The organism is Streptomyces sp. NPDC111628 (genome assembly GCF_055635195.1).
The window spans coordinates 334001-352035 of the sequence record NZ_JBVKBZ010000004.1 but is presented as its reverse complement, the minus strand read 5'-3'; the positions used below and the strand labels follow the sequence as shown (position 1 = coordinate 352035).

The window sequence follows — 18035 nt, the reverse complement described above, 5'->3', positions numbered from 1 at the left end:
GGATGAAGTATTGCTAACGCTTCAACACTGCCCCGCCCCTGCCCCTGCCCTCGTCTCGCTCTCGGGAGCCGTCATGCTCGACCTCCAGCGCCTGCGCGCCCTGCACGCCGTGTCCGTGCACGGGACGGTCGGGGCGGCCGCCGCCGCGCTCGGCTTCACCCCGTCCGCCGTGTCGCAGCAGATCGCCAAGCTGGAGCGGGAGACCAGGACGGTGCTCCTCGAACGGGAGGGGCGCGGGGTCCGGCTCACCGACGAGGCCTGGCAACTGGTCGGAGCGGCGGCGGAGTTGCTGGCCATCGTGGAGCGGGCGGAGACCCGGCTGGAGGAGCGGCGCGGGGTGCCGTCGGGGCGGCTGACCATCGCCGCGTTCGCGTCGGCGGCGCGCGGGCTGCTGCCGTCCGTGCTCGCCGACCTGGCGGTGCGACACCCCGGGCTGGACGCGCGGCTCACCGAGGTCGACCCGCACCTGTCCGTGGACCTGGTGGCCAAGGGCGCCGTGGACCTGGTGGTGGCCCACGACTGGGACATCGCCCCGCTCCCGGCACCGGCCGGGGTGGAGCAGGCGCCGGTCGGCGAGGACCTGTGCGACCTGCTGGTGCCCGAGGGGCACCGGTTCGCGGGCCGGACGGCCGTGCGGCGGGACGAGCTGGGCGGGGAGCGGTGGATCTGCCAGCCGCCCGGGCGGGTCTGCCACGACTGGCTGATGCGCACGCTGCGGGGCGCCGGGCACGAGCCGGACATCGTCCACCAGGCGGACGAGAACCCGACCCTCGTCGCGCTGGTCGCGGCCGGCCTCGGGGTCGCCCTCATCCCCCGGCTGGGGCGCGGCCCGCTCCCGGCGGGGGTGGTGGAGGTGCCGCTCGACCCGATGCCGGTACGGCGGCTGTACGCCCTGTGGCGCACGGGCGCGGCCCGCCGCCCGGCCATCGCGGAAACGGTCCGCACGCTCCGGGCCCACTGGCCGGGCGCGTCGGCCCACGGCAGCCCGACGCCCGTGTCCGTGCCCGTGGGCTCCGCCTGACCGACGTCCCGCCCGCCCGAGCGGGCCGGACCCGGCCGGCCCCTTCTCGGCGCCCTCCGCCGCTCGGGCGACTCGTGTGCGGTCCCTTGACTGGCAGAAACTTCCCGGATATTGGTGACTCCTTGGCAGTTTCCTTCACCAGCTCTCCGGAAGGAGCGCACGTGCACCACAGCAGCACGGCCGGCACGGGAAGCACCGCACAGCCCTCCAGACGTACCGTCCTCACCGCCACCGCGGTCGTCACCGCGGCCCTCGCGGCCGGGGGCGGTACGGCCCACGCCGACGCCCGCAGGCCCGACGACGACAGGCTCCGCGGCCTGATCTCCCGCATGACGCTGGAGGAGAAGGTCGGGCAGCTCTTCGTCATGCGGGTCTACGGCCACTCCGCCACCGACCCCGACCAGGCCGACATCGACGCCAACCTCGAGGAGATCGGCGTCCGCACCGCGGCCGAGCTGGTCGCCAGGTACCGGGTCGGCGGCATCATCTACTTCGCCTGGGCGCACAACACCCGCGACCCGCACCAGATCGCCGACCTGTCCAACGGCATCCAGAAGGCCTCCCTGGAGCAGCCGCGCGGTCTGCCCGTGCTCATCTCGACCGACCAGGAGCACGGCATAGTGGCCCGCGTGGGCGAGCCCGCCACCCTCTTCCCGGGCGCGATGGCCGTCGGGGCGGGCGGGTCGCGGTCCGACGCCCGTACCCTCGGCCGGATCGCGGGCGCCGAGCTGCACGCCCTGGGCATCCGCCAGGACTACTCCCCCGTCGCCGACGTGAACGTCAATCCGGCCAACCCCGTGATCGGCGTACGCTCCTTCGGCGCCGACCCGGACGCCGTGGCGGGGCTCGTGGCGGCGGAGGTGACGGGGTATCAGCGGTCCGGGGTGGCCGCGTGCGCCAAGCACTTCCCCGGGCACGGCGACACCGCCACCGACAGCCACACCGGTTTCCCGGTCATCACGCACAGCCGCGAGCAGTGGGAGGAGCTGGACGCGCCGCCCTTCCGCGCGGCGGTCGAGGCCGGCATCGACGCCATCATGACCGCCCACCTGATGGTCCCCGCGCTCGACGACTCCGGCGACCCGGCCACCCTCTCCCGTCCCATCCTCACCGGCATCCTGCGCGAGGAGCTGGGCTACGACGGGGTCGTGGTCACCGACTCCCTCGGCATGGAGGGCGTACGGACGAAGTACGGGGACGCGCGGGTGCCGGTGCTGGCGCTGAAGGCCGGTGTCGACCAGCTGCTCAACCCGCCGGACCTGCCGCTCGCCTGGAACGCCGTCCTGACGGCCGTACAGGAGGGCGAACTCACCGAGGCACGGCTGGACGAATCGATCCTGCGCGTGCTGCGGCTGAAGGCCAAGCTGGGGCTGTTCCGGGACGCCTACACCAGCCGCCGGGACGTCGACCGGACCGTCGGCACCCGGGCGCACCTGGCCGCCGCCGACCGGATCGCGGAGCGGACCACGACGCTGCTGGTCAACGAGGAGCGGCTGCTGCCGCTTTCGCGCCGCGCACACCGCAGGCTGCTGGTGGTGGGCGCCGATCCGGCCTCGCCGTCGGGCACGACCGGGCCGCCCACCGGCGTACTCGCGGGCGCGCTGACGGAACTGGGCTTCACCGCCACCGCCCTGTCCACCGGCACCGCGCCCTCCGCCGCCGTGATCGACCGGGCCGTCGCGGCGGCCGGGGACGCCGACGCGGTGGTCGTCGCCACGTACAACGTGACCGCGGGCAGCAGCCAGCGCACCCTGGTCACGCGGCTGCTGGAGACCGGGAAGCCGGTCGTCGCGGTCGCCGTCCGCAACCCCTACGACGTCGCCCAGCTCCCCGGCGTCCCCGCCTTCCTCGCCGCGTACTCCTGGACCGACGTGGAAGTGCGGGCGGCGGCCCGGGTGATCGCCGGTCGGGCGCGGCCGCGCGGGAAGCTGCCGGTGCCGGTGGTGCGCGCGGACGACCCGGACACGGTGCTCCTTCCGCTCGGACACGGGCTGACCTACCGGTCGTAGCCCGGTCGTAGCGCGCGCTACGGCACGCGCCGGGGGCGCCCTCCTCGCCCGTGCGCAAAGCCTCCCGCGCGTCTGGCGTGCGCCCGCTCCGGCGGGCCACGCTGGACCGGGGACTCCGGGGGGACGGCGATGCGTGAGCGATGGGCCGCAGGGGTGCACGCCCTGCTGTGTGCCGTGGTGTGTGCCGTACTGCTGACGGGCTGCCGGAGCCCGGGAGACCGAGGCCCGGCGGCGGACACCGCGGCGGCCGGGGTGCGGCCGTCCGGGTACGGGGCGGTGTTCCTGGCGGTGGGCGAGTGCAGTTCGTTCGGCGCGCTCGCCCCCACCGAGGTGCCCTGCGACAGCGAACGGGCGGCGGCCCGGGTGGTGGCCCGGGAGGACGGCCGCGCGGGCAACGGCCCGCCGTGTCCCGCCACCACCGACTTCGTCCTGCACATCAGTGAGCGCCGGCCGTCCGCCGACGAGGACGGCGACGGGGCCGTACCCCGGGGCTACGCCTGCATGCGCGGGCTTGGGCCGCCGCACCCCGGCGATCCGGGCGGCGGGGGCGGTCCGCGCACCATCGTCGGCGACTGCGTCCACGACATCGGCGGCGGCAGGGTCCGCGAGGCGGCCTGCGACGGCGGGGGCGAGCGCGCACCGCAGTTCAAGGTGGTCGAGGCGGTCGCCACCCGGGCGGACTGCCCGGCCTCGACCGGTCTGTACGTCCGGCTCGGCGGCGAGCACCCGGTGGGCTGTGCCCGGCCGCTGTGAGCGGCCGGACACAGTCACCGTGCCAAAGGAGCGGGCCCTACGGGCGCAGCGCCGGCTCGCGTTCGACGTCCCGCTTGTCCAGCCTGGCGTCGAACGTCGCCAGCGGCCTGGCCGCCGACGGGTTCTCCTGGACCTTGGCCGGGGCGACGCCCGCCCAGTCCAGGATGCGGGCCGTGGCCCGCGCCTTCTGGTCGGGCACCAGACCGGCCACGTTCGCACCGTGGTTCATGCCGGGCGCGGTCAGGACGTAGGAGTCACGCGCGCCGTGGCCGAGGCGGAAGCGCTCGGCCCCCCACGGGTCGTTCTCGCCGTACACGAACAGCATGTGCCGGGCGTTGTGCCGCACCCAGGTGTCGACGTCCCGCATCGCCCGCGGCTCGAACTTCATCGGGATCGACCGGGGCACGAAGTTGCGCGGCGGCTGGTAGCCGTAGCGGATGTACTTCTTCTCGATGTGCGGGAAGTGGATCGTCGGCGCGCCCAGCTGGGTGCCCGCCTGGTAGTAGTACGGCGTGTAGGTCTCCAGGCCCTGGTCCGTGTAGGCGGAGAAGCCGGAGATCGTGTCGACGGAGTTCCAGATCGCGTCGTCGGTGGCGTTCTTCGCGTCGGCCGGGATGTCCGCGCAGTCGGCGAGGGTGCTGTACTGCCAGAAGCCCCACACGTAGTCCAGGACGACGGCCTCGTAGGCGCGGTCGAGGGTGCCGATGGTGTCGAAGGTGTAGCCGTTCTCGGCCGCGTACGCCGCGTACTTCTTCTCCAGCGGCGCCCGGCGCACCAGCGCCTCGCGCTGCACACCGTTCAGCTTGTCGCGGCACTCCTCGGTGCCGACGCGGGCGAAGAAGCGGTCGTAGGCCGAGTCCTCGCGGTTCACCACGTCGTTGGGGGCGACGTAGGCGACGACGCCGTCCATGTCACGCGGGTAGAAACGCTCGTAGTAGGTGGCGGTCATGCCGCCCTTGGAACCGCCGGTGGAGATCCAGTTCTTCTTGTAGAGCGGCTTCAGCGCCTTGAAGATGCGGTGCTGGTCGCTGGCGGCCTGCCAGATGTCCAGCTTGGACCAGTCGGCCGGAGCGGGCCGGGACGGCGTGAAGTAGCGGTACTCCATGGAGACCTGGTTGCCGTCCACGATCTGGGTCGGCTCGCGCCGGCTGGGGTTCGTGGAGACGTTGTAGCCGCCGGTGTAGAAGACCGTCGGCCGGTTCACGTCCTTGTGCAGCACGGTGATCCGCTGCTGGAACGTGCCCTTGGACGGGTGCCGGTGGTCCACCGGCTGGGTGTAGTTGAGGACGAAGAAGCGGTAGCCGGTGTACGGCTTCTCCTCGATCAGGCTCATGCCCGGTATGGACAGCAGCCGGTCCTTGATGTCGACGGCCTTCGGCTCGGCGGCGGTGGCCGCCCCCGCCGTGCTGACGGTGCCTATGAGCACCACGAGCGCCAGCAGCCATCTGAGCGCCTTGCGCATGCACCCTCCCTGTGAAACTGATGTCCGCCGGAAGCTATCGGAGCAACTCCCGCGAGCACCAGGGTCAGCAGAGGATCCAGCCGGAGCCGACCGAGGACTTGGCCACCTTCCCGGTCACCCGCACGCAGCGGTTTCCGGCGTGCACGGTCACCGGTCCGGCGCGGTGGGCGAACCGGCCCGAGTCCACGACCGCCCGGCCGCCCCGGGCCTGCACGCCGACGGACATCTGCCGCTTCGTGCCCGGCTTCCTGGGGACCGTGACGGCGCAGACGTAGCCGCCGCGCTTGTACACGAGGACGGACCCGGTGGAGAAGGACAGGGTGCGCACCTTGCGGCCGGCGCACCCCGTGGCGGCCTGTGCCTCCTGCGGCATCGCGACGGCGAGCAGCGCGGCGGCGCTCAGCACGGCCGTGCCGAGCGCCAGCCGACGGCGAGTTGCGGCACCGGCCCGGCCCACTGCGGTCCCCCTCCGTAGGGCGATCACTGACGACGTACGGATGTACGGACGCAGGACATGTGTCGCACGGTTGCGCGTACGCGTCAGTGGAGCGCGCCGACCGGCTCCTCGGGCTCGGCCGCGCCGACGAAGGTCCGCCACAGCCGCGCGTACCGTCCGTCGAGGGCGAGCAGTTCGTCGTGCGTGCCGTCCTCGGCGACCCGGCCGCCGTCCATGACGACGACCCGGTCCGCGCGGGCGGCCGTGGTCAGCCGGTGCGCGACGACGAGCGTGGTACGGCGTCCCGCTATGCGGTCGGTGGCCTGGTTGACCTGTGCCTCGGTGGCCAGGTCCAGGGCCGCCGTCGCCTCGTCGAGGAGCAGCACGTCCGGGTCGACCAGCTCGGCGCGGGCCAGCGCGATCAGCTGCCGCTGCCCGGCGGAGAGGTTGCGGCCCCGCTCGGCGACCTCGTGGAGGTAGCCGCCGGTGAGCGTGGCGATCATCTCGTGCGCGCCGACCGCCCGTGCCGCCGCCTCCACCTGGGCGTCGGTGGCGTCCGGGCGGCCGTAGGCGATGGCGTCCCGGACGGTGCCGGGGAAGAGGTACGCCTCCTGCGGGACGACGCCCAGGCGGTGCCGGTAGGAGGTGAGGTCGAGGGCGCGCAGGTCCTGCCCGTCGACGGTGACCCGGCCGCCGGTCGGGTCGTAGAACCGGGCCACCAGTTTCACCAGGGTCGACTTGCCCGCACCGGTCTCGCCGACGAAGGCGACGGTCTGCCCGGCGGGGATGCGCAGGTCGATGCCGGTGAGGGCGGCGTCCGCCTCGTCGGCACCCCCGTACTTGAAGTGCACGTCCTCGAACGCGATCTCCCCGCGCAGGGACGCCACGTCGCGCGGCTTCTCGGGGGCCTCGGTCGAGGTCGGCTCGCGCAGCAGCTCCTGGATGCGGCCCAGCGAGACGGACGCCTGCTGGTAGCCGTCGAAGACCTGCGAGAGCTGCTGGACCGGCGCGAAGAACAGGTCGATGTAGAGCAGGTACGCCACCAGCGCACCGGTCGTCAGCGTCGCGTCGTCGATCCGTGCGCCGCCCACGACCAGCACCGCCGCGGCGGCGGCCGACGACAGCAGCTGCACGAACGGGAAGTAGATCGAGATCAGCCACTGTCCGCGGATGCGGGCCTGCCGGTAGCTGTCGCTGCGCTCGGCGAACCGCCGCCCGCCGTCCCGCTCACGCCGGAAGGCCTGCACGATGCGCAGGCCCGCCACCGACTCCTGGAGGTCGGCGTTGACCGTGGACACGCGTTCGCGGGCGAGTTCGTAGGCCTTCACGCTGGCCTTGCGGAAGAAGTACGTGGCGATGATCAGCGGCGGCAGGGTCGCGAAGACGATCAGGGCGAGTTCGACGTCGATCACCAGCAGGGCGACCATGATGCCGAAGAAGGTGACCACCGAGACGAACGCCGTGACCAGTCCCGTCTGCAGGAACGTCGACAAGGCGTCCACGTCGGTCGTCATCCGGGTCATGATCCGGCCGGTCAGCTCGCGCTCGTAGTAGTCGAGGCCGAGCCGCTGGAGCTGGGCGAAGATCTTCAGGCGGAGCGAGTACAGGATCCGCTCGCCGGTCCGCCCGGTCATGCGGATCTCGCCGGTCTGCGCCCCCCACTGGACGAGTACGGCGAGCAGTCCGAGGAGCGAGGACGCCCACACCGCGCCGAGCGCGACCCGGGTGACGCCGTCGTCGATGCCGTTGCGGATCAGCACCGGCAGCAGCAGGCCCATGCCCGCGTCCACGGCCACCAGGGCGAGGCTGATCAGCAGGGGTGTGCGGAAGCCGCGCAGCAGACGCCGCAGGCCGTAGGAGGACTCGGGCCGTACCGCCGACGTCTCGTCGATGTCCGGGGTGCCGTCCGCCGGGGGCAGCGCGTCGACCTGGGCGAGCAGCTCCGGGGTGGCCGGGGTGCCGGCGAGCGCGGTGTCCTTGGGCGCGCGGTCGCCGGTCCACAGCCGGGGTGTGACCCCGCGCTCGGCGTCGAACTCGGCGTCCAGCTCGTCGCGTACGGAGGTGTCGGGGGTGTCCTCCGCCTTCTCGGCGGGGCGGGTGTGGCCGGGCGAGACGCCGCCCAGCTCGTCGGGGTCGGTGAGCAGGCGCCGGTAGAGGGCGGAGCGCTCCTGGAGCTCCTCGTGGGTGCCGAGGTCGGCGAGGCGGCCGCGGTCGAGCACGGCGATGCGGTCGGCGAGGCCCAGCGTGGAACGGCGGTGGGCGATGAGGAGCGTGGTGCGGCCCCGCATGACCTGCTTCAGCGCCTCGTGGATCTCGTGCTCCACGCGGGCGTCCACGGCGGAGGTGGCGTCGTCCAGGACCAGCAGCCGGGGGTCGGTGAGGATCGCCCGGGCGAGCGCGACGCGCTGGCGCTGGCCGCCGGAGAGGGTCAGCCCGTGCTCGCCGACGGTCGTGCCGTAGCCCTCGGGCAGCTCGGTGATGAACCCGTGGGCCTGGGCGGCCCGCGCGGCGGCCTCGATCTCCTCGTCGGTGGCGTCCGGGCGGCCGTAGGCGACGTTGGCGCGGACGGTGTCGGAGAAGAGGAAGGAGTCCTCGGGCACCAGCCCGACGGCGGCCCGCAGCGAGTCGAGCGTCAGCTCGCGCACGTCGTGGCCGCCGACGAGGACGGCACCGCGCGTCACGTCGTAGAAGCGCGGCAGGAGCAGCGAGACGGTGGACTTGCCGGAACCGGAGGAGCCGACGACGGCGAGGGTCTCACCGGCGCGGATCTCGAAGGAGAGCCCGTCGAGGACGGGCCGGGGCTCCCCGTCGCCCGTGTCGTAGCCGAAGGCGACGTCGTCGAACTCGACGGTGGCGGGAGCGTCGGCCGGCAGGGTCTTCGTACCGTCCTCGATGGCCGGCTCGGTGTCGATCAGCTCCAGGACGCGTTCGGTGCCGGCCCGGGCCTGCTGGCCGACGGTGAGCACCATGGCGAGCATGCGGACGGGCCCGACCAGCTGGGCGAGGTAGGTGGAGAAGGCGACGAAGGTGCCGAGGGTGATGTGCCCGCGGACGGCCAGCCAGCCGCCGAGGGCGAGCATGGCGACCTGGCCGAGCGCGGGGACGGCCTGGAGGGCCGGGGTGTAGGTGGCGTTCAGCTTGATCGTCCGCAGCCGCCCGGCGAAGAGCCTGCGTCCGACCTCCCTGAGCTTCCCGGTCTCCTGCTCCTCCTGCCCGAAGCCCTTCACCACGCGCACGCCGCTCACCGAACCGTCGACCACCCCGGCGACGGCGGCGGCCTGCGCCTGCGCGTACCAGGTGGCGGGGTGCAGCCGGGTGCGGCTGCGGCGGGCGATGAACCACAGGGCGGGGGCGACGGCGAGCGCGACCAGGGTGAGCGGCAGGGACAGCCACGCCATGATCACCAGGGAGATCAGGAAGAGCAGGACGTTCCCGAGGGTCATCGGGAGCATGAAGAGCAGGCCCTGGATCAGCTGGAGGTCGCTGGTCGCCCGCCCGACCACCTGCCCGGTGGACAGCTCGTCCTGGCGTCTGCCGTCGAGCCGGGTGATCGTCCCGTACATGTCGGTGCGCAGGTCGTGCTGGACGTCGAGGGCGAGTCGGCCGCCGTAGTACCGGCGGATGTAGGTGAGGCCGTAGACGACGGCCGCGGCGCCGATCAGGAGACCGGCCCAGACGGCCATGTCCCTGGTCTTGTCGCCGATCACGTCGTCGATGATCACCTTGGTGATCAGGGGCACGAAGGCCATGACGGCCATGCCGCCCAGCGAGGCCCCGAGGGCGAGGACGACGTCCTTGGGATACCGCCAGGCGTAGCCCGCCAGTCGTCGCACCCAGCCCCGTTGCGCGTCCACGCCGTGCCCTCCGGTCGGTCGTCCTGCTCACCTGATCTACCGGAAGGCACCAACACGGGCGAGCGGGGATTTCATCCCGCCGCAACAATCGGCCGGGTGATCAGGCGCGTACGCGGAGCCTGAGGAAGCGGGTGGTCTGTACGTCGTTCCGGTTGTCGTCGCTGACGACGAGGACGTCCGTACGCCCTCCGGAGCGGCCGGTCACGGCCATCCCCTCGAAGTTGTCGAGGAGGGGGTTGGGCTGGGGCTGCTTGGCCGTGGCGCCGAGGGTCGGGCAGTCGGCGAGGTCGGCGAGGAGCCGCTTGTGCAGCGCGCCACCGCCGTGCCCGGGCCGGTCGGCCAGCTGGAGGCGGACGGTGTTGCCGACGCCTGAGGTGAAACCGCGCTCCAGGACGAGGAGGCGCCCGTCGGGGGTCGCGGTGACCTCGGAGACGCCGAGACCGGGGTCCGTCCGGTAGGTGTACTGGGCACCGAGCCGGAAGTCGCCGTGCCGCGTCCGCTGCCAGGTCTGGAAACGGACCAGGTCGGCGGGATCGCCGTCGAGCGGGTACTCCATCGAGGCGAGCAGCGTCCGGCCGCCGGGCAGGAGGGTGAGTCCTTCGAAGCTGCCGTTCGCCTGTGCGCGACCGTCCGGTGCGGTGCGGAGGTCGTCCGGCACGGGGAGGCGGCCGAGCAGCTCGCCGGTGTCGGAGTAACGGCGGACCGACGGCTCGGTCTCGGAGGAGACGAGGTAGGTGCCGTCCCGGTCGGCGACCAGTCCTTCGGAGTCGAGGGCGGCGCCCTTCTCGTCGGCGAGCGTGATCACGCCGCGCGGTTCCAGGGTGCGCGCGTCCAGCCGGAACAGCTCCGAGCGGTCGGAGAGGGCGGCCAGGGAGCCGCGCCGGCCGGGAGCGAGGGCGGAGAGGTTGCCGACGTAGGTGCCGTCGTAGGTCGTCTTGTCGAGGGCGTCGGTGAAGCCGGTGAGGGACACGGCGGGCGAGCAGGCGTTCGCCGGGTGCCGCTCCTGCGCGGCGGCGGCCGGTCCCGCGGCGGTCAGGCAGCCCGCCGCGGCGAGGCTCGCGGTGAGGGTGGCGAGGGCGGTACGGAGGGTTCTCGGGCGCATGCCGGTCACCCTAGGGCGGCGGGATGGACGGAAGTTGACCGCTTTCCGAAAGCTGGGATGCGGGAGCGTCGGAAGGGGGACCTCCCAGTACCTGGATCGCCAGGATCTCCCAGACGTCCGGAACGCCTGTCAGCGTTGTCGAGTCGCAAGCGCCGAAAACACTCCATGGGCACGACTCCATGGACACGGCTTTACGGACACGGCTTTACGGACGCGGCTTTATGGACACGCGAGGTACGGAGACCCATGGCGGACAAGCAATGCACCACTCACACGGAACTCTTCGATCTGAGTGGGAAGTACGCCCTCGTCACTGGCGGCACCAGGGGCATCGGCATGATGATCGCGCGCGGCCTTCTCCAGGCGGGCGCCCGCGTCGTCATCAGTTCACGGAAGGCGGACGCGTGCGCGGAGGCACAGCAGCTGCTGTCCGTGTTCGGCGACGTTCGAGCGATCCCCGCCGACCTGTCCAGGCACGACGAGTGTCTGCGCCTCGCCGATCTTGTCATGGCCGACTCGGAGCGGCTGGACATCCTGGTCAACAACGCGGGAGCGATGTGGCGCGAGCCGCTGGCGACGTTCCCGGACGAGGCCTGGGACGCGGTGCTCGACCTCAACCTCAAGTCCCCGTTCTGGCTGGTGCAGGCGCTGCTCCCGGCACTTCGCGGGGCGGGCACCGTCGATGATCCCGCGCGGATCATCAACATCGGCAGTATCGCCGCCATCCACGTCGCCCAGTCGCCCAACTACTCGTACGCCAGCAGCAAGGCGGCACTCCATCAACTCACCAGAGTGCTCGCCAGGGAGCTGGGCCCACAGCACGTCACGGTGAACGCGGTAGCACCGGGAGTGTTCCCGTCGCAGATGATGGCGTCCACGCTCGATGCCGTCGGCGACACGATCGCGGCGGCCACTCCTTTGCGCCGGCTCGGCCGCGACGACGACATGGCGGGAATCGCCGTGTTTCTCGCCGGCCGGGCCGGGTCCTACCTCAATGGCACCATCATCCCGGTGGACGGCGGCATCGCGACGACCGCATCAGGTACCCCTTGATTCCGGGACGGGCTTACGGTGAGGGAATGACCACGAGGGATCCGCGCACCGAGATCCGGGAGTTCCTCAGCTCGCGTCGCGCCCGTATCACACCCGAGAAGGCGGGCCTGCCCGCTTACGGCGGCAACCGCCGGGTCAAGGGCCTGCGCCGCGAAGAGGTGGCGCTGCTGGCCGGGGTGTCGGTCGACTACTACGTGCGTATGGAGCGCGGCAGCCTCGCCGGTGCCTCCGACGGCGTGCTCGACGCGTTGGCCTTGGCGCTGCAACTCGACGAGGCCGAGCGCGACCACCTGTTTCACCTCGCTCGCCGGTCCGCGGCGCCCAGCGGCCCAGGCCGGCCGGGGCCCGCCGTGACGGTGCGCTCGACGCTGCGGCAGGTGCTCGACGCGATCTCGGACGCGCCGGCCTGGATCGGAAACAGCCGTTACGACGTGCTCGCCACGAATCAACTCGCCCGCGCGCTGTATTCACCGATGCCGGCCGACCCGCGACGGCCCGCGAACACAGCGCGGTTCGTCTTTCTGAACCCCGAGGCGGCCAGGGACTTCTTCGTCGACTACGACCAGATCACCGGTGACGTGGCCGCGAAGCTGCGCATGGAAGCCGGCCGCAATCCGCACGACGACGAGCTGATCGCCCTGATCGGCGAACTGTCGGCGGGCAGTGAGCTGTTCCGGCAGCGGTGGGCCTCGCAGGACGTGCGGCTGCACCGGTCCGGCCGCAAGCGGGTGCGCCATCCGATCGTGGGCCGGCTCGACCTGGACGTCGAGTCGCTGGGACTGCCCGCCGAACCCGGCCTGCACCTCAACGTCTACACCGCACCCGCGGGTACACCGGCCGCCGACGGTGTGGCCCTCCTGGCATCGTGGGCTGCCACCCAGCGTCTCGCCCCGTGGGCGGCCGGTCCCGAGTGACCCCGGCGGGACTCACCGCTCGTCCTTCCTCGCCGTCGACAAGCCACCCCTCGCCCTGACGGTCAGGTCTGCGGGCCGCCCGCGACGGGCGGTTGCCGCGCCTGCCGGGTTCGGCGGCATCGGCGGTTCGACCGACGCGGCACGGCGACCGTCACGCAATCGACACGCTCCGTACACTCAGCCTCCAACATGTCCATGTCACGCTCGTCCTACAACTCCGTTCCACACGCGTAGATCGGACACCCCACATGCTCGCGATACGCACCCGCCGCCGGAAGGCGGCGGCCCTCGCCACGGCCGCCGTACTGGCCGGGGTCGCCGCACCCTCGCTGACCGCGACCCCGGCGACGGCGACGGCGACGACCACGGCATCGGCATCGGCATCGGCATCGGCATCGGACTACGACTCGACGTACTACAAGGACGCGATCGGCAAGACCGGCACGAGCCTCAAGTCGTCCCTCCACACGATCATCAGCGACCAGACGAAGCTGTCGTACTCGGCGGTCTGGGACGCGCTCAAGGCCACCGACGAGGACCCGGACAACAGCGGGAACGTGGTCCTGCTCTACTCGGGCGTCTCCCGCAGCAAGTCGCTCAACGGCGGCGACACCGGCGACTGGAACCGCGAGCACGTGTGGGCCAAGTCCCACGGCGACTTCGGCACCGCGACCGGGCCCGGCACCGACATCCACCACCTGCGCCCCTCGGACGTCCGGGTCAACAGCGTCCGGGGCAACAAGGACTTCGACAACGGCGGCAGCGCGGTCAGCGAGGGCGGCGGCAGCCTCACCGACTCCGACTCCTTCGAGCCGCGCGACGCCGTCAAGGGCGACGTGGCCCGCATGATCTTCTACATGGCGGTCCGCTACGAGGGCGGCGACGGCTTCGCCGACCTGGAGGTCAACGGCCAGGTCGACAACGGCAGCAACCCGTACATCGGCAAGCTCTCGGTACTCAAGGCGTGGAACGACGAGGACCCGCCGAACGCCTTCGAGGAGCGCCGCAACCAGGTCATCTACGACGACTACCAGCACAACCGCAACCCGTTCGTCGACCACCCGGAGTGGGTGGAGTCGATCTGGTAGGCGGCCTCACGCCGGGTAGGGGGCGGCTTCACGGGCCGCGCGGAGCGCCCCCGCCCACCACGCGAGCTGCTCCAGCAGGGTCTTGGCGTATCCGGGGGCCGCGTCGTCGACCGGCTGTCCGTCCTGCCACGCGGTGAAGTAGTTCGGGAAGGCGAGTCCGTCGCGGATGGTCACCGCGTGCAGTTCGGTCAGCACGTTCTCCAGGTGGAGCACCGCGTGCCGGCCGCCCGCCGCACCTCCGTAGCTGACGAAGGCGACCGGCTTGGCCGTCCACTGGGTGAAGTGCCAGTCGATGGCCGCCTTCAGGGACGCCGGATAGCTGTGGTTGTACTCGGGCGTGACCACGACGAACGCGTCGGCGCCCGCCAGGGCCGAGGTGAGCGCGGCCATCCCGGCCGGTCGTGGGTAGGAGTCGCCGGCGTACTTGGGCGACTCCGCCGGCAGGGCGAGGGGGATGTCGATGCCGGCCAGGTCGACGACCTCCACCTCGAACCCGCCGTGCTGTCGCGCCTGTTCGGCGACCCAGGAGCCCACCACGGGCCCGAACCGGCCCTCACGGACGCTTCCGACGACGATCACGAGTTTGTGCCTGTTGATGTCCATGCCGCCACTCTCGACGGCCGCCGACAGCACAGCCAGACTCTGCTCGGGCTGGCCCCGACAGGGCCACCTTGAGCAGTCCCGCGGGCGACAGGAGACGCCGTAGTCTCACAGCATGGGGACACCGTTGGGGGACTTCGTCCGGACCAGGCGCGACAGTATTCAGCCGCAGGCGTTGGGGCTGCCCGATCACGGACGTCGCAGGTCACCGGGGCTGCGGCGGTCGGACGTCGCGGCGCGGGCCGGGATCAGCGTCGAGTATCTGACCCGCATCGAGCAGGGCCGGGACCGCAATCCCTCGGTCGCCGTGCTGAACGCGCTCGCCGACGCGCTCGCCCTGGACCCGGCGGAACGCGGGCACCTGCGCTACCTGTCGAAGATCACCGGCGGGGAGTGCACCGCCCACGCGCGCCCCGAGCCACCGAGCCGGGAGGTGCGCCCCTCCGTGCTGGAGACCCTGCGTCTCCTGGAGCCGGGCATCGCCGTGGTGACCAACCGGCTCGGCGACATCCTCGCGTGGACCGGCACCTTCGGGACCGTGACGGAGGGCTCGGGTCTGCTGGAGGCCGACGAACCGAACCTCACCCGGTACGTCTTCACCGACGCCCGTGCCAGAGCGTTCTTCGTCGCCTGGGACGACGTGGCCGACGAGCAGGCGTTCGATCTGTGGCTCGGCCCGAAGATCGAGAACGCGGAGTGGTTCACCGCGGAGCTGGCGCCCGTCGCCGGCCCCGACTTCACCCGGCGCATGAACCGGCACGTGGTACCACCGCGCGGGGTGCTGCGGATCGGCCATCCCGAGGGGGGCGAGCTGCGGCTGCGCCGCGAGACGCTGGACCTCACCTCGGACGCGCAGCAGCTCGTCGTCATGCTGCCCGCGGACGAGGAGACGGCGACCGCCGTCGAGCGGCTGCGGGAACGGGCGGGGAGCCGCCCCCGGCTGCGCGCGATCTCGTAGCGCCGCCGACCACTCAGTCCCGGTGCGTCGGCGCGAACATCCGGAGCGCGACCGGGAGGACGACCACCGAGGGACCCGGTGCGGCCAGGGCCTTCGCCAGGTCCGCCTCCAGGGTCTCCGGGGAGGTCCGCACGCCCGGCACCCCGAACGACTCGGCCAGGGCGACGAAGTCGGGGCCGGGCAGGTCCGTCGCCGTGGGCTGTCCGAAGGCGTCGGTCATGTACGCGCGCAGGATGCCGTAGCCGCCGTCGTCCACGATCAGCCAGGTGACGTTCAGGTCGTACTGGCGGGCGGTGGCCAGTTCGGCGATCGAGTACAGCGCGCCGCCGTCGCCGGAGACGGCCAGCACCGGGTGGGTGGGGTCGGCGACCGCGGCTCCCAGGGCGGCCGGGAAGGCGTAGCCGAGACCGCCGGCGCCCTGGGCGGAGTGCATGGTGTTCGGGGTCTTCGCGTCGAAGGCGGACCAGGCCCAGTAGGCCAGGACCGTCATGTCCCAGAAGGAGGGGGCGCGGGGCGGGAGGGCCTTGCGGACGGCGGCCAGGACGTCCTGTTCCAGGGTGAGTTCCTGGGCGGCGATGCGTGCGCGGACCCGGTCCAGCACCGCACGGACCCGCTCGGGGGCGGCCGGGTCGGTGCGCTCGCCCACCGTCTCCAGCAGGGCCTGGAGGGCGAGGCGGGCGTCGGCGTGGATGCCGAGGGCCGGGTGGTTGGACTCCAGTTTGCCGAGGTCGGCCTCGATCTGGATCACGCGCCCGCGGGGTGTGAACGTGTGGTAGTTGGAGGAGAGTTCGCCGAGCCCGGAGCCGACCACGAGGAGTACGTCGGCGTCCTGAAGGAAGTCCGTGGTGTGGCGGTCCTCCAGCCAGGACTGGAGGGACAGGGGGTGCGTCCAGGGGAAGGCGCCCTTGCCGCCGAAGGTGGTGACCACGGGGGCCTGGAGGCGTTCCGCGAGCTGCCGGAGCTTCTTCGACGCGTCCGCCCGGACGACTCCCCCGCCCGCGACGATCACCGGACGCTCGGCGTGCGCGAGCAGGTCTGCCGCCACCGCCGTCAGTTCGGGGCGCGGGGGCAGCTCCTCGGGGAAGGTGTCGCCGCCGGTCACGACCGGGATCGGTGTCCCGGCCAGCATGACGTCCTGCGGGATCTCCACCCACACCGGGCCGTGCGGGACGGTCAGCGCCGACGTCCACGCCTCCGCGATCGCGGACGGGATCTGGGACTGGGTGCGGACGGTGTGCACGGACTTGACCACGCCCCGGAAGGAGGCGGCCTGGTCGGGGAGTTCGTGCAGGTAGCCGTGGCGGCCGCCGCCGAGGCCCGCCGTGGGGACCTGGCTGCCGATCGCCAGGACGGGCGCGGAGGCCGCCCGCGCCTCCTGGAGCGCGGCGAGGGAGGTGAGGGCTCCTGGGCCGGTGGACAGCAGCAGCGGGGCGGCCTCGCCGGTGATCCGGCCGTAGGCGTCGGCGGCGAACCCGGCGTTGTTCTCCACCCGCAGACCGACGTAGCGCAGGTCGGAGCGGCGCAGGGCGTCGAACACGCCGAGGGCGTGCTGACCGGGCAGGCCGAAGACAGTGGTCGCGCCGAGCGCGGCCAGGGACTCCACGACCAGGTCCGCGCCGGTGCGGCCGCCGGGTGGGTTCAGCGCGGCCTGCGTCTGGGCGGCGGTCGGACGGAGCACCAGGTCGTGGTCGTGGGTCACTGCGAACGCGCCTCGGCGATCTGGCGGGACATGATCGTGGTCAGTTCGTAGGCGGTGTGGGACGCGGCCACCGACGTGATCTCCGCGTGGTCGTAGGCGGGGGCGACCTCGACGACGTCGGCGGAGACCAGGTTGCAGGAGGCCAGGCCGCGCAGGATCTCCAGCAGCTCGCGGGAGGTCATGCCGCCGGCCTCGGGGGTGCCGGTGCCGGGGGCGTGGGCGGGGTCGAGGCAGTCGATGTCGATGGAGATGTACAGCGGGCGGTCCCCGATGCGCTGCCTCAGCTGGTCGGCGACCTCGTCGGCGCCGCGGCGGTAGACGTCCGCCGACGTGACGATGCCGAAGCCCATCTTCTCGTCGTCGGTGAGGTCCTTCTTGCCGTACAGGGGGCCGCGGGTGCCGACGTGGGAGAGCGCGGAGGTGTCGAGCACGCCCTCCTCCACCGCGCGCCGGAAGGGGGTGCCGTGGGTGTACTCGGCGCCGAAGTAGGTGTCCCAGGTGTCGAGGTGCGCGTCGAAGTGCAGCAGGGCGACGGGGCCGTGCTTCTTGGCGACCGAGCGGAGCAGCGGCAGGGCGATGGTGTGGTCGCCGCCCAGGGTCATCAGGCGGGCGCCGGTGCCGAGGAGGTCGTCGGCGGCGGCCTCGATCGTCTCGACGGCCTCGTGGATGTTGAACGGGTTGACGGCGATGTCGCCGCCGTCCGCGACCTGGGCGAGGGCGAAGGGGGAGGCGTCCTGCGCCGGGTTGTAGGGGCGCAGCAGGCGGGAGGCCTCGCGGATGGCGTTGCCGCCGAAGCGGGCGCCGGGCCGGTAGGAGACACCCGAGTCGAACGGCACACCCACGACGGCGACGTCGGCGGCGCCGACCTCGTCCAGGCGCGGGAGCCGGGCGAAGGTCGCGGGCCCGGCGTAGCGCGGGATCCGGGAGGAGTCGACGGGACCGCGGGGCGTCTCGTTGCTGCTCATGTACTGCCTTCCTTCTTACGCTTCGTCGCGTATGTACTGCTGCTGTCCGACTGTACTGGTGAGCGAGGCAGCCGGTCGTCGCAGACTAGATGGCCCAATTGCGGCCGCGACATGTACATTC

General features: G+C 72.4%; 14 protein-coding genes. 7 read left to right on the top strand and 7 right to left on the bottom strand.

Annotated elements, in window-relative coordinates:
- The first annotated feature begins 73 nt into the window (after window positions 1-73).
- From ACZ7MF_RS23580 to ACZ7MF_RS23570, 3 genes are all read left to right on the top strand, one after another.
- Window positions 74-1021, top strand: coding sequence for a LysR family transcriptional regulator (locus ACZ7MF_RS23580; RefSeq protein ID WP_471479477.1), 948 nt, complete (start codon window positions 74-76; stop codon window positions 1019-1021).
- Between the two features lie 161 nt (window positions 1022-1182).
- Window positions 1183-3030, top strand: coding sequence for a glycoside hydrolase family 3 protein (locus ACZ7MF_RS23575; RefSeq protein WP_471479475.1), 1848 nt, complete (start codon window positions 1183-1185; stop codon window positions 3028-3030).
- A 129-nt stretch (window positions 3031-3159) separates the two neighbouring features.
- Window positions 3160-3783, top strand: a complete 624-nt coding sequence (locus ACZ7MF_RS23570; RefSeq protein ID WP_471479473.1) for a hypothetical protein — start codon at window positions 3160-3162, stop codon at window positions 3781-3783.
- Window positions 3784-3820: 37 nt separating this feature from the next.
- Here ACZ7MF_RS23570 and ACZ7MF_RS23565 read toward each other — a convergent pair whose 3' ends face one another.
- From ACZ7MF_RS23565 to ACZ7MF_RS23550, 4 genes are all read right to left on the bottom strand, one after another.
- On the bottom strand, window positions 3821-5245 hold the full coding sequence (locus ACZ7MF_RS23565) for a S28 family serine protease (protein ID WP_471479471.1): 1425 nt from the start codon (window positions 5243-5245) through the stop codon (window positions 3821-3823).
- 64 nt (window positions 5246-5309) lie between these two features.
- On the bottom strand, window positions 5310-5702 hold the full coding sequence (locus tag ACZ7MF_RS23560) for a hypothetical protein (RefSeq protein WP_471479470.1): 393 nt from the start codon (window positions 5700-5702) through the stop codon (window positions 5310-5312).
- An 83-nt stretch (window positions 5703-5785) separates the two neighbouring features.
- Window positions 5786-9535, bottom strand: coding sequence for an ABC transporter ATP-binding protein (locus ACZ7MF_RS23555; RefSeq protein ID WP_471479468.1), 3750 nt, complete (start codon window positions 9533-9535; stop codon window positions 5786-5788).
- 100 nt (window positions 9536-9635) lie between these two features.
- Window positions 9636-10637, bottom strand: coding sequence for an esterase-like activity of phytase family protein (locus ACZ7MF_RS23550; protein ID WP_471479466.1), 1002 nt, complete (start codon window positions 10635-10637; stop codon window positions 9636-9638).
- Between the two features lie 246 nt (window positions 10638-10883).
- Here ACZ7MF_RS23550 and ACZ7MF_RS23545 point away from each other — a divergent pair, with 246 nt between their 5' ends.
- The 3 genes from ACZ7MF_RS23545 to ACZ7MF_RS23535 all read left to right on the top strand — a co-directional run bounded on the left by ACZ7MF_RS23545 (window position 10884) and on the right by ACZ7MF_RS23535 (window position 13692).
- The gene (locus ACZ7MF_RS23545; RefSeq protein WP_471479464.1) at window positions 10884-11690 is read left to right on the top strand and encodes an SDR family oxidoreductase; all 807 of its coding nucleotides are present in this window, start codon (window positions 10884-10886) and stop codon (window positions 11688-11690) included.
- Window positions 11691-11716: 26 nt separating this feature from the next.
- Complete coding sequence (locus ACZ7MF_RS23540) at window positions 11717-12604, top strand: MmyB family transcriptional regulator (RefSeq protein ID WP_471479462.1); 888 nt, start codon at window positions 11717-11719, stop codon at window positions 12602-12604.
- 248 nt (window positions 12605-12852) lie between these two features.
- The gene (locus ACZ7MF_RS23535; RefSeq protein ID WP_471479461.1) at window positions 12853-13692 is read left to right on the top strand and encodes an endonuclease I family protein; all 840 of its coding nucleotides are present in this window, start codon (window positions 12853-12855) and stop codon (window positions 13690-13692) included.
- Between the two features lie 6 nt (window positions 13693-13698).
- Here ACZ7MF_RS23535 and ACZ7MF_RS23530 read toward each other — a convergent pair whose 3' ends face one another.
- A complete protein-coding gene (locus ACZ7MF_RS23530) occupies window positions 13699-14295 on the bottom strand; it encodes an NADPH-dependent FMN reductase (protein WP_471479459.1) in 597 nt (198 codons plus the stop codon).
- Between the two features lie 112 nt (window positions 14296-14407).
- On the opposite strand from ACZ7MF_RS23530, the gene ACZ7MF_RS23525 reads away from it, so the two are divergent.
- Window positions 14408-15250 carry a helix-turn-helix domain-containing protein gene (locus ACZ7MF_RS23525; RefSeq protein ID WP_471479457.1) on the top strand — a complete coding sequence of 281 codons (843 nt, stop codon included), beginning with the start codon at window positions 14408-14410 and terminating at the stop codon, window positions 15248-15250.
- A gap of 13 nt (window positions 15251-15263) precedes the next feature.
- Here ACZ7MF_RS23525 and ACZ7MF_RS23520 read toward each other — a convergent pair whose 3' ends face one another.
- Window positions 15264-16949, bottom strand: coding sequence for a thiamine pyrophosphate-binding protein (locus tag ACZ7MF_RS23520; protein ID WP_471479456.1), 1686 nt, complete (start codon window positions 16947-16949; stop codon window positions 15264-15266).
- On the bottom strand, window positions 16946-17914 hold the full coding sequence (gene speB / locus ACZ7MF_RS23515; protein WP_121702806.1) for an agmatinase: 969 nt from the start codon (window positions 17912-17914) through the stop codon (window positions 16946-16948). Before speB ends, ACZ7MF_RS23520 begins: the two co-directional genes overlap by 4 nt.
- Window positions 17915-18035: the final 121 nt, after the last annotated feature.

Bases quoted from the DNA above. Each gene is read 5' to 3' on its own strand.
- ACZ7MF_RS23580 (WP_471479477.1), top strand. From the start codon at position 74: ATGCTCGACCTCCAGCGCCTGCGCGCCCTGCACGCCGTGTCCGTGCAC.
- ACZ7MF_RS23570 (WP_471479473.1), top strand. From the start codon at position 3,160: ATGCGTGAGCGATGGGCCGCAGGGGTGCACGCCCTGCTGTGTGCCGTG.
- ACZ7MF_RS23565 (WP_471479471.1), bottom strand. From the start codon at position 5,245: ATGCGCAAGGCGCTCAGATGGCTGCTGGCGCTCGTGGTGCTCATAGGC.
- ACZ7MF_RS23550 (WP_471479466.1), bottom strand. From the start codon at position 10,637: ATGCGCCCGAGAACCCTCCGTACCGCCCTCGCCACCCTCACCGCGAGC.
- ACZ7MF_RS23545 (WP_471479464.1), top strand. From the start codon at position 10,884: ATGGCGGACAAGCAATGCACCACTCACACGGAACTCTTCGATCTGAGT.
- ACZ7MF_RS23540 (WP_471479462.1), top strand. From the start codon at position 11,717: ATGACCACGAGGGATCCGCGCACCGAGATCCGGGAGTTCCTCAGCTCG.
- ACZ7MF_RS23535 (WP_471479461.1), top strand. From the start codon at position 12,853: ATGCTCGCGATACGCACCCGCCGCCGGAAGGCGGCGGCCCTCGCCACG.
- ACZ7MF_RS23530 (WP_471479459.1), bottom strand. From the start codon at position 14,295: ATGGACATCAACAGGCACAAACTCGTGATCGTCGTCGGAAGCGTCCGT.
- ACZ7MF_RS23525 (WP_471479457.1), top strand. From the start codon at position 14,408: ATGGGGACACCGTTGGGGGACTTCGTCCGGACCAGGCGCGACAGTATT.
- speB (WP_121702806.1), bottom strand. From the start codon at position 17,914: ATGAGCAGCAACGAGACGCCCCGCGGTCCCGTCGACTCCTCCCGGATC.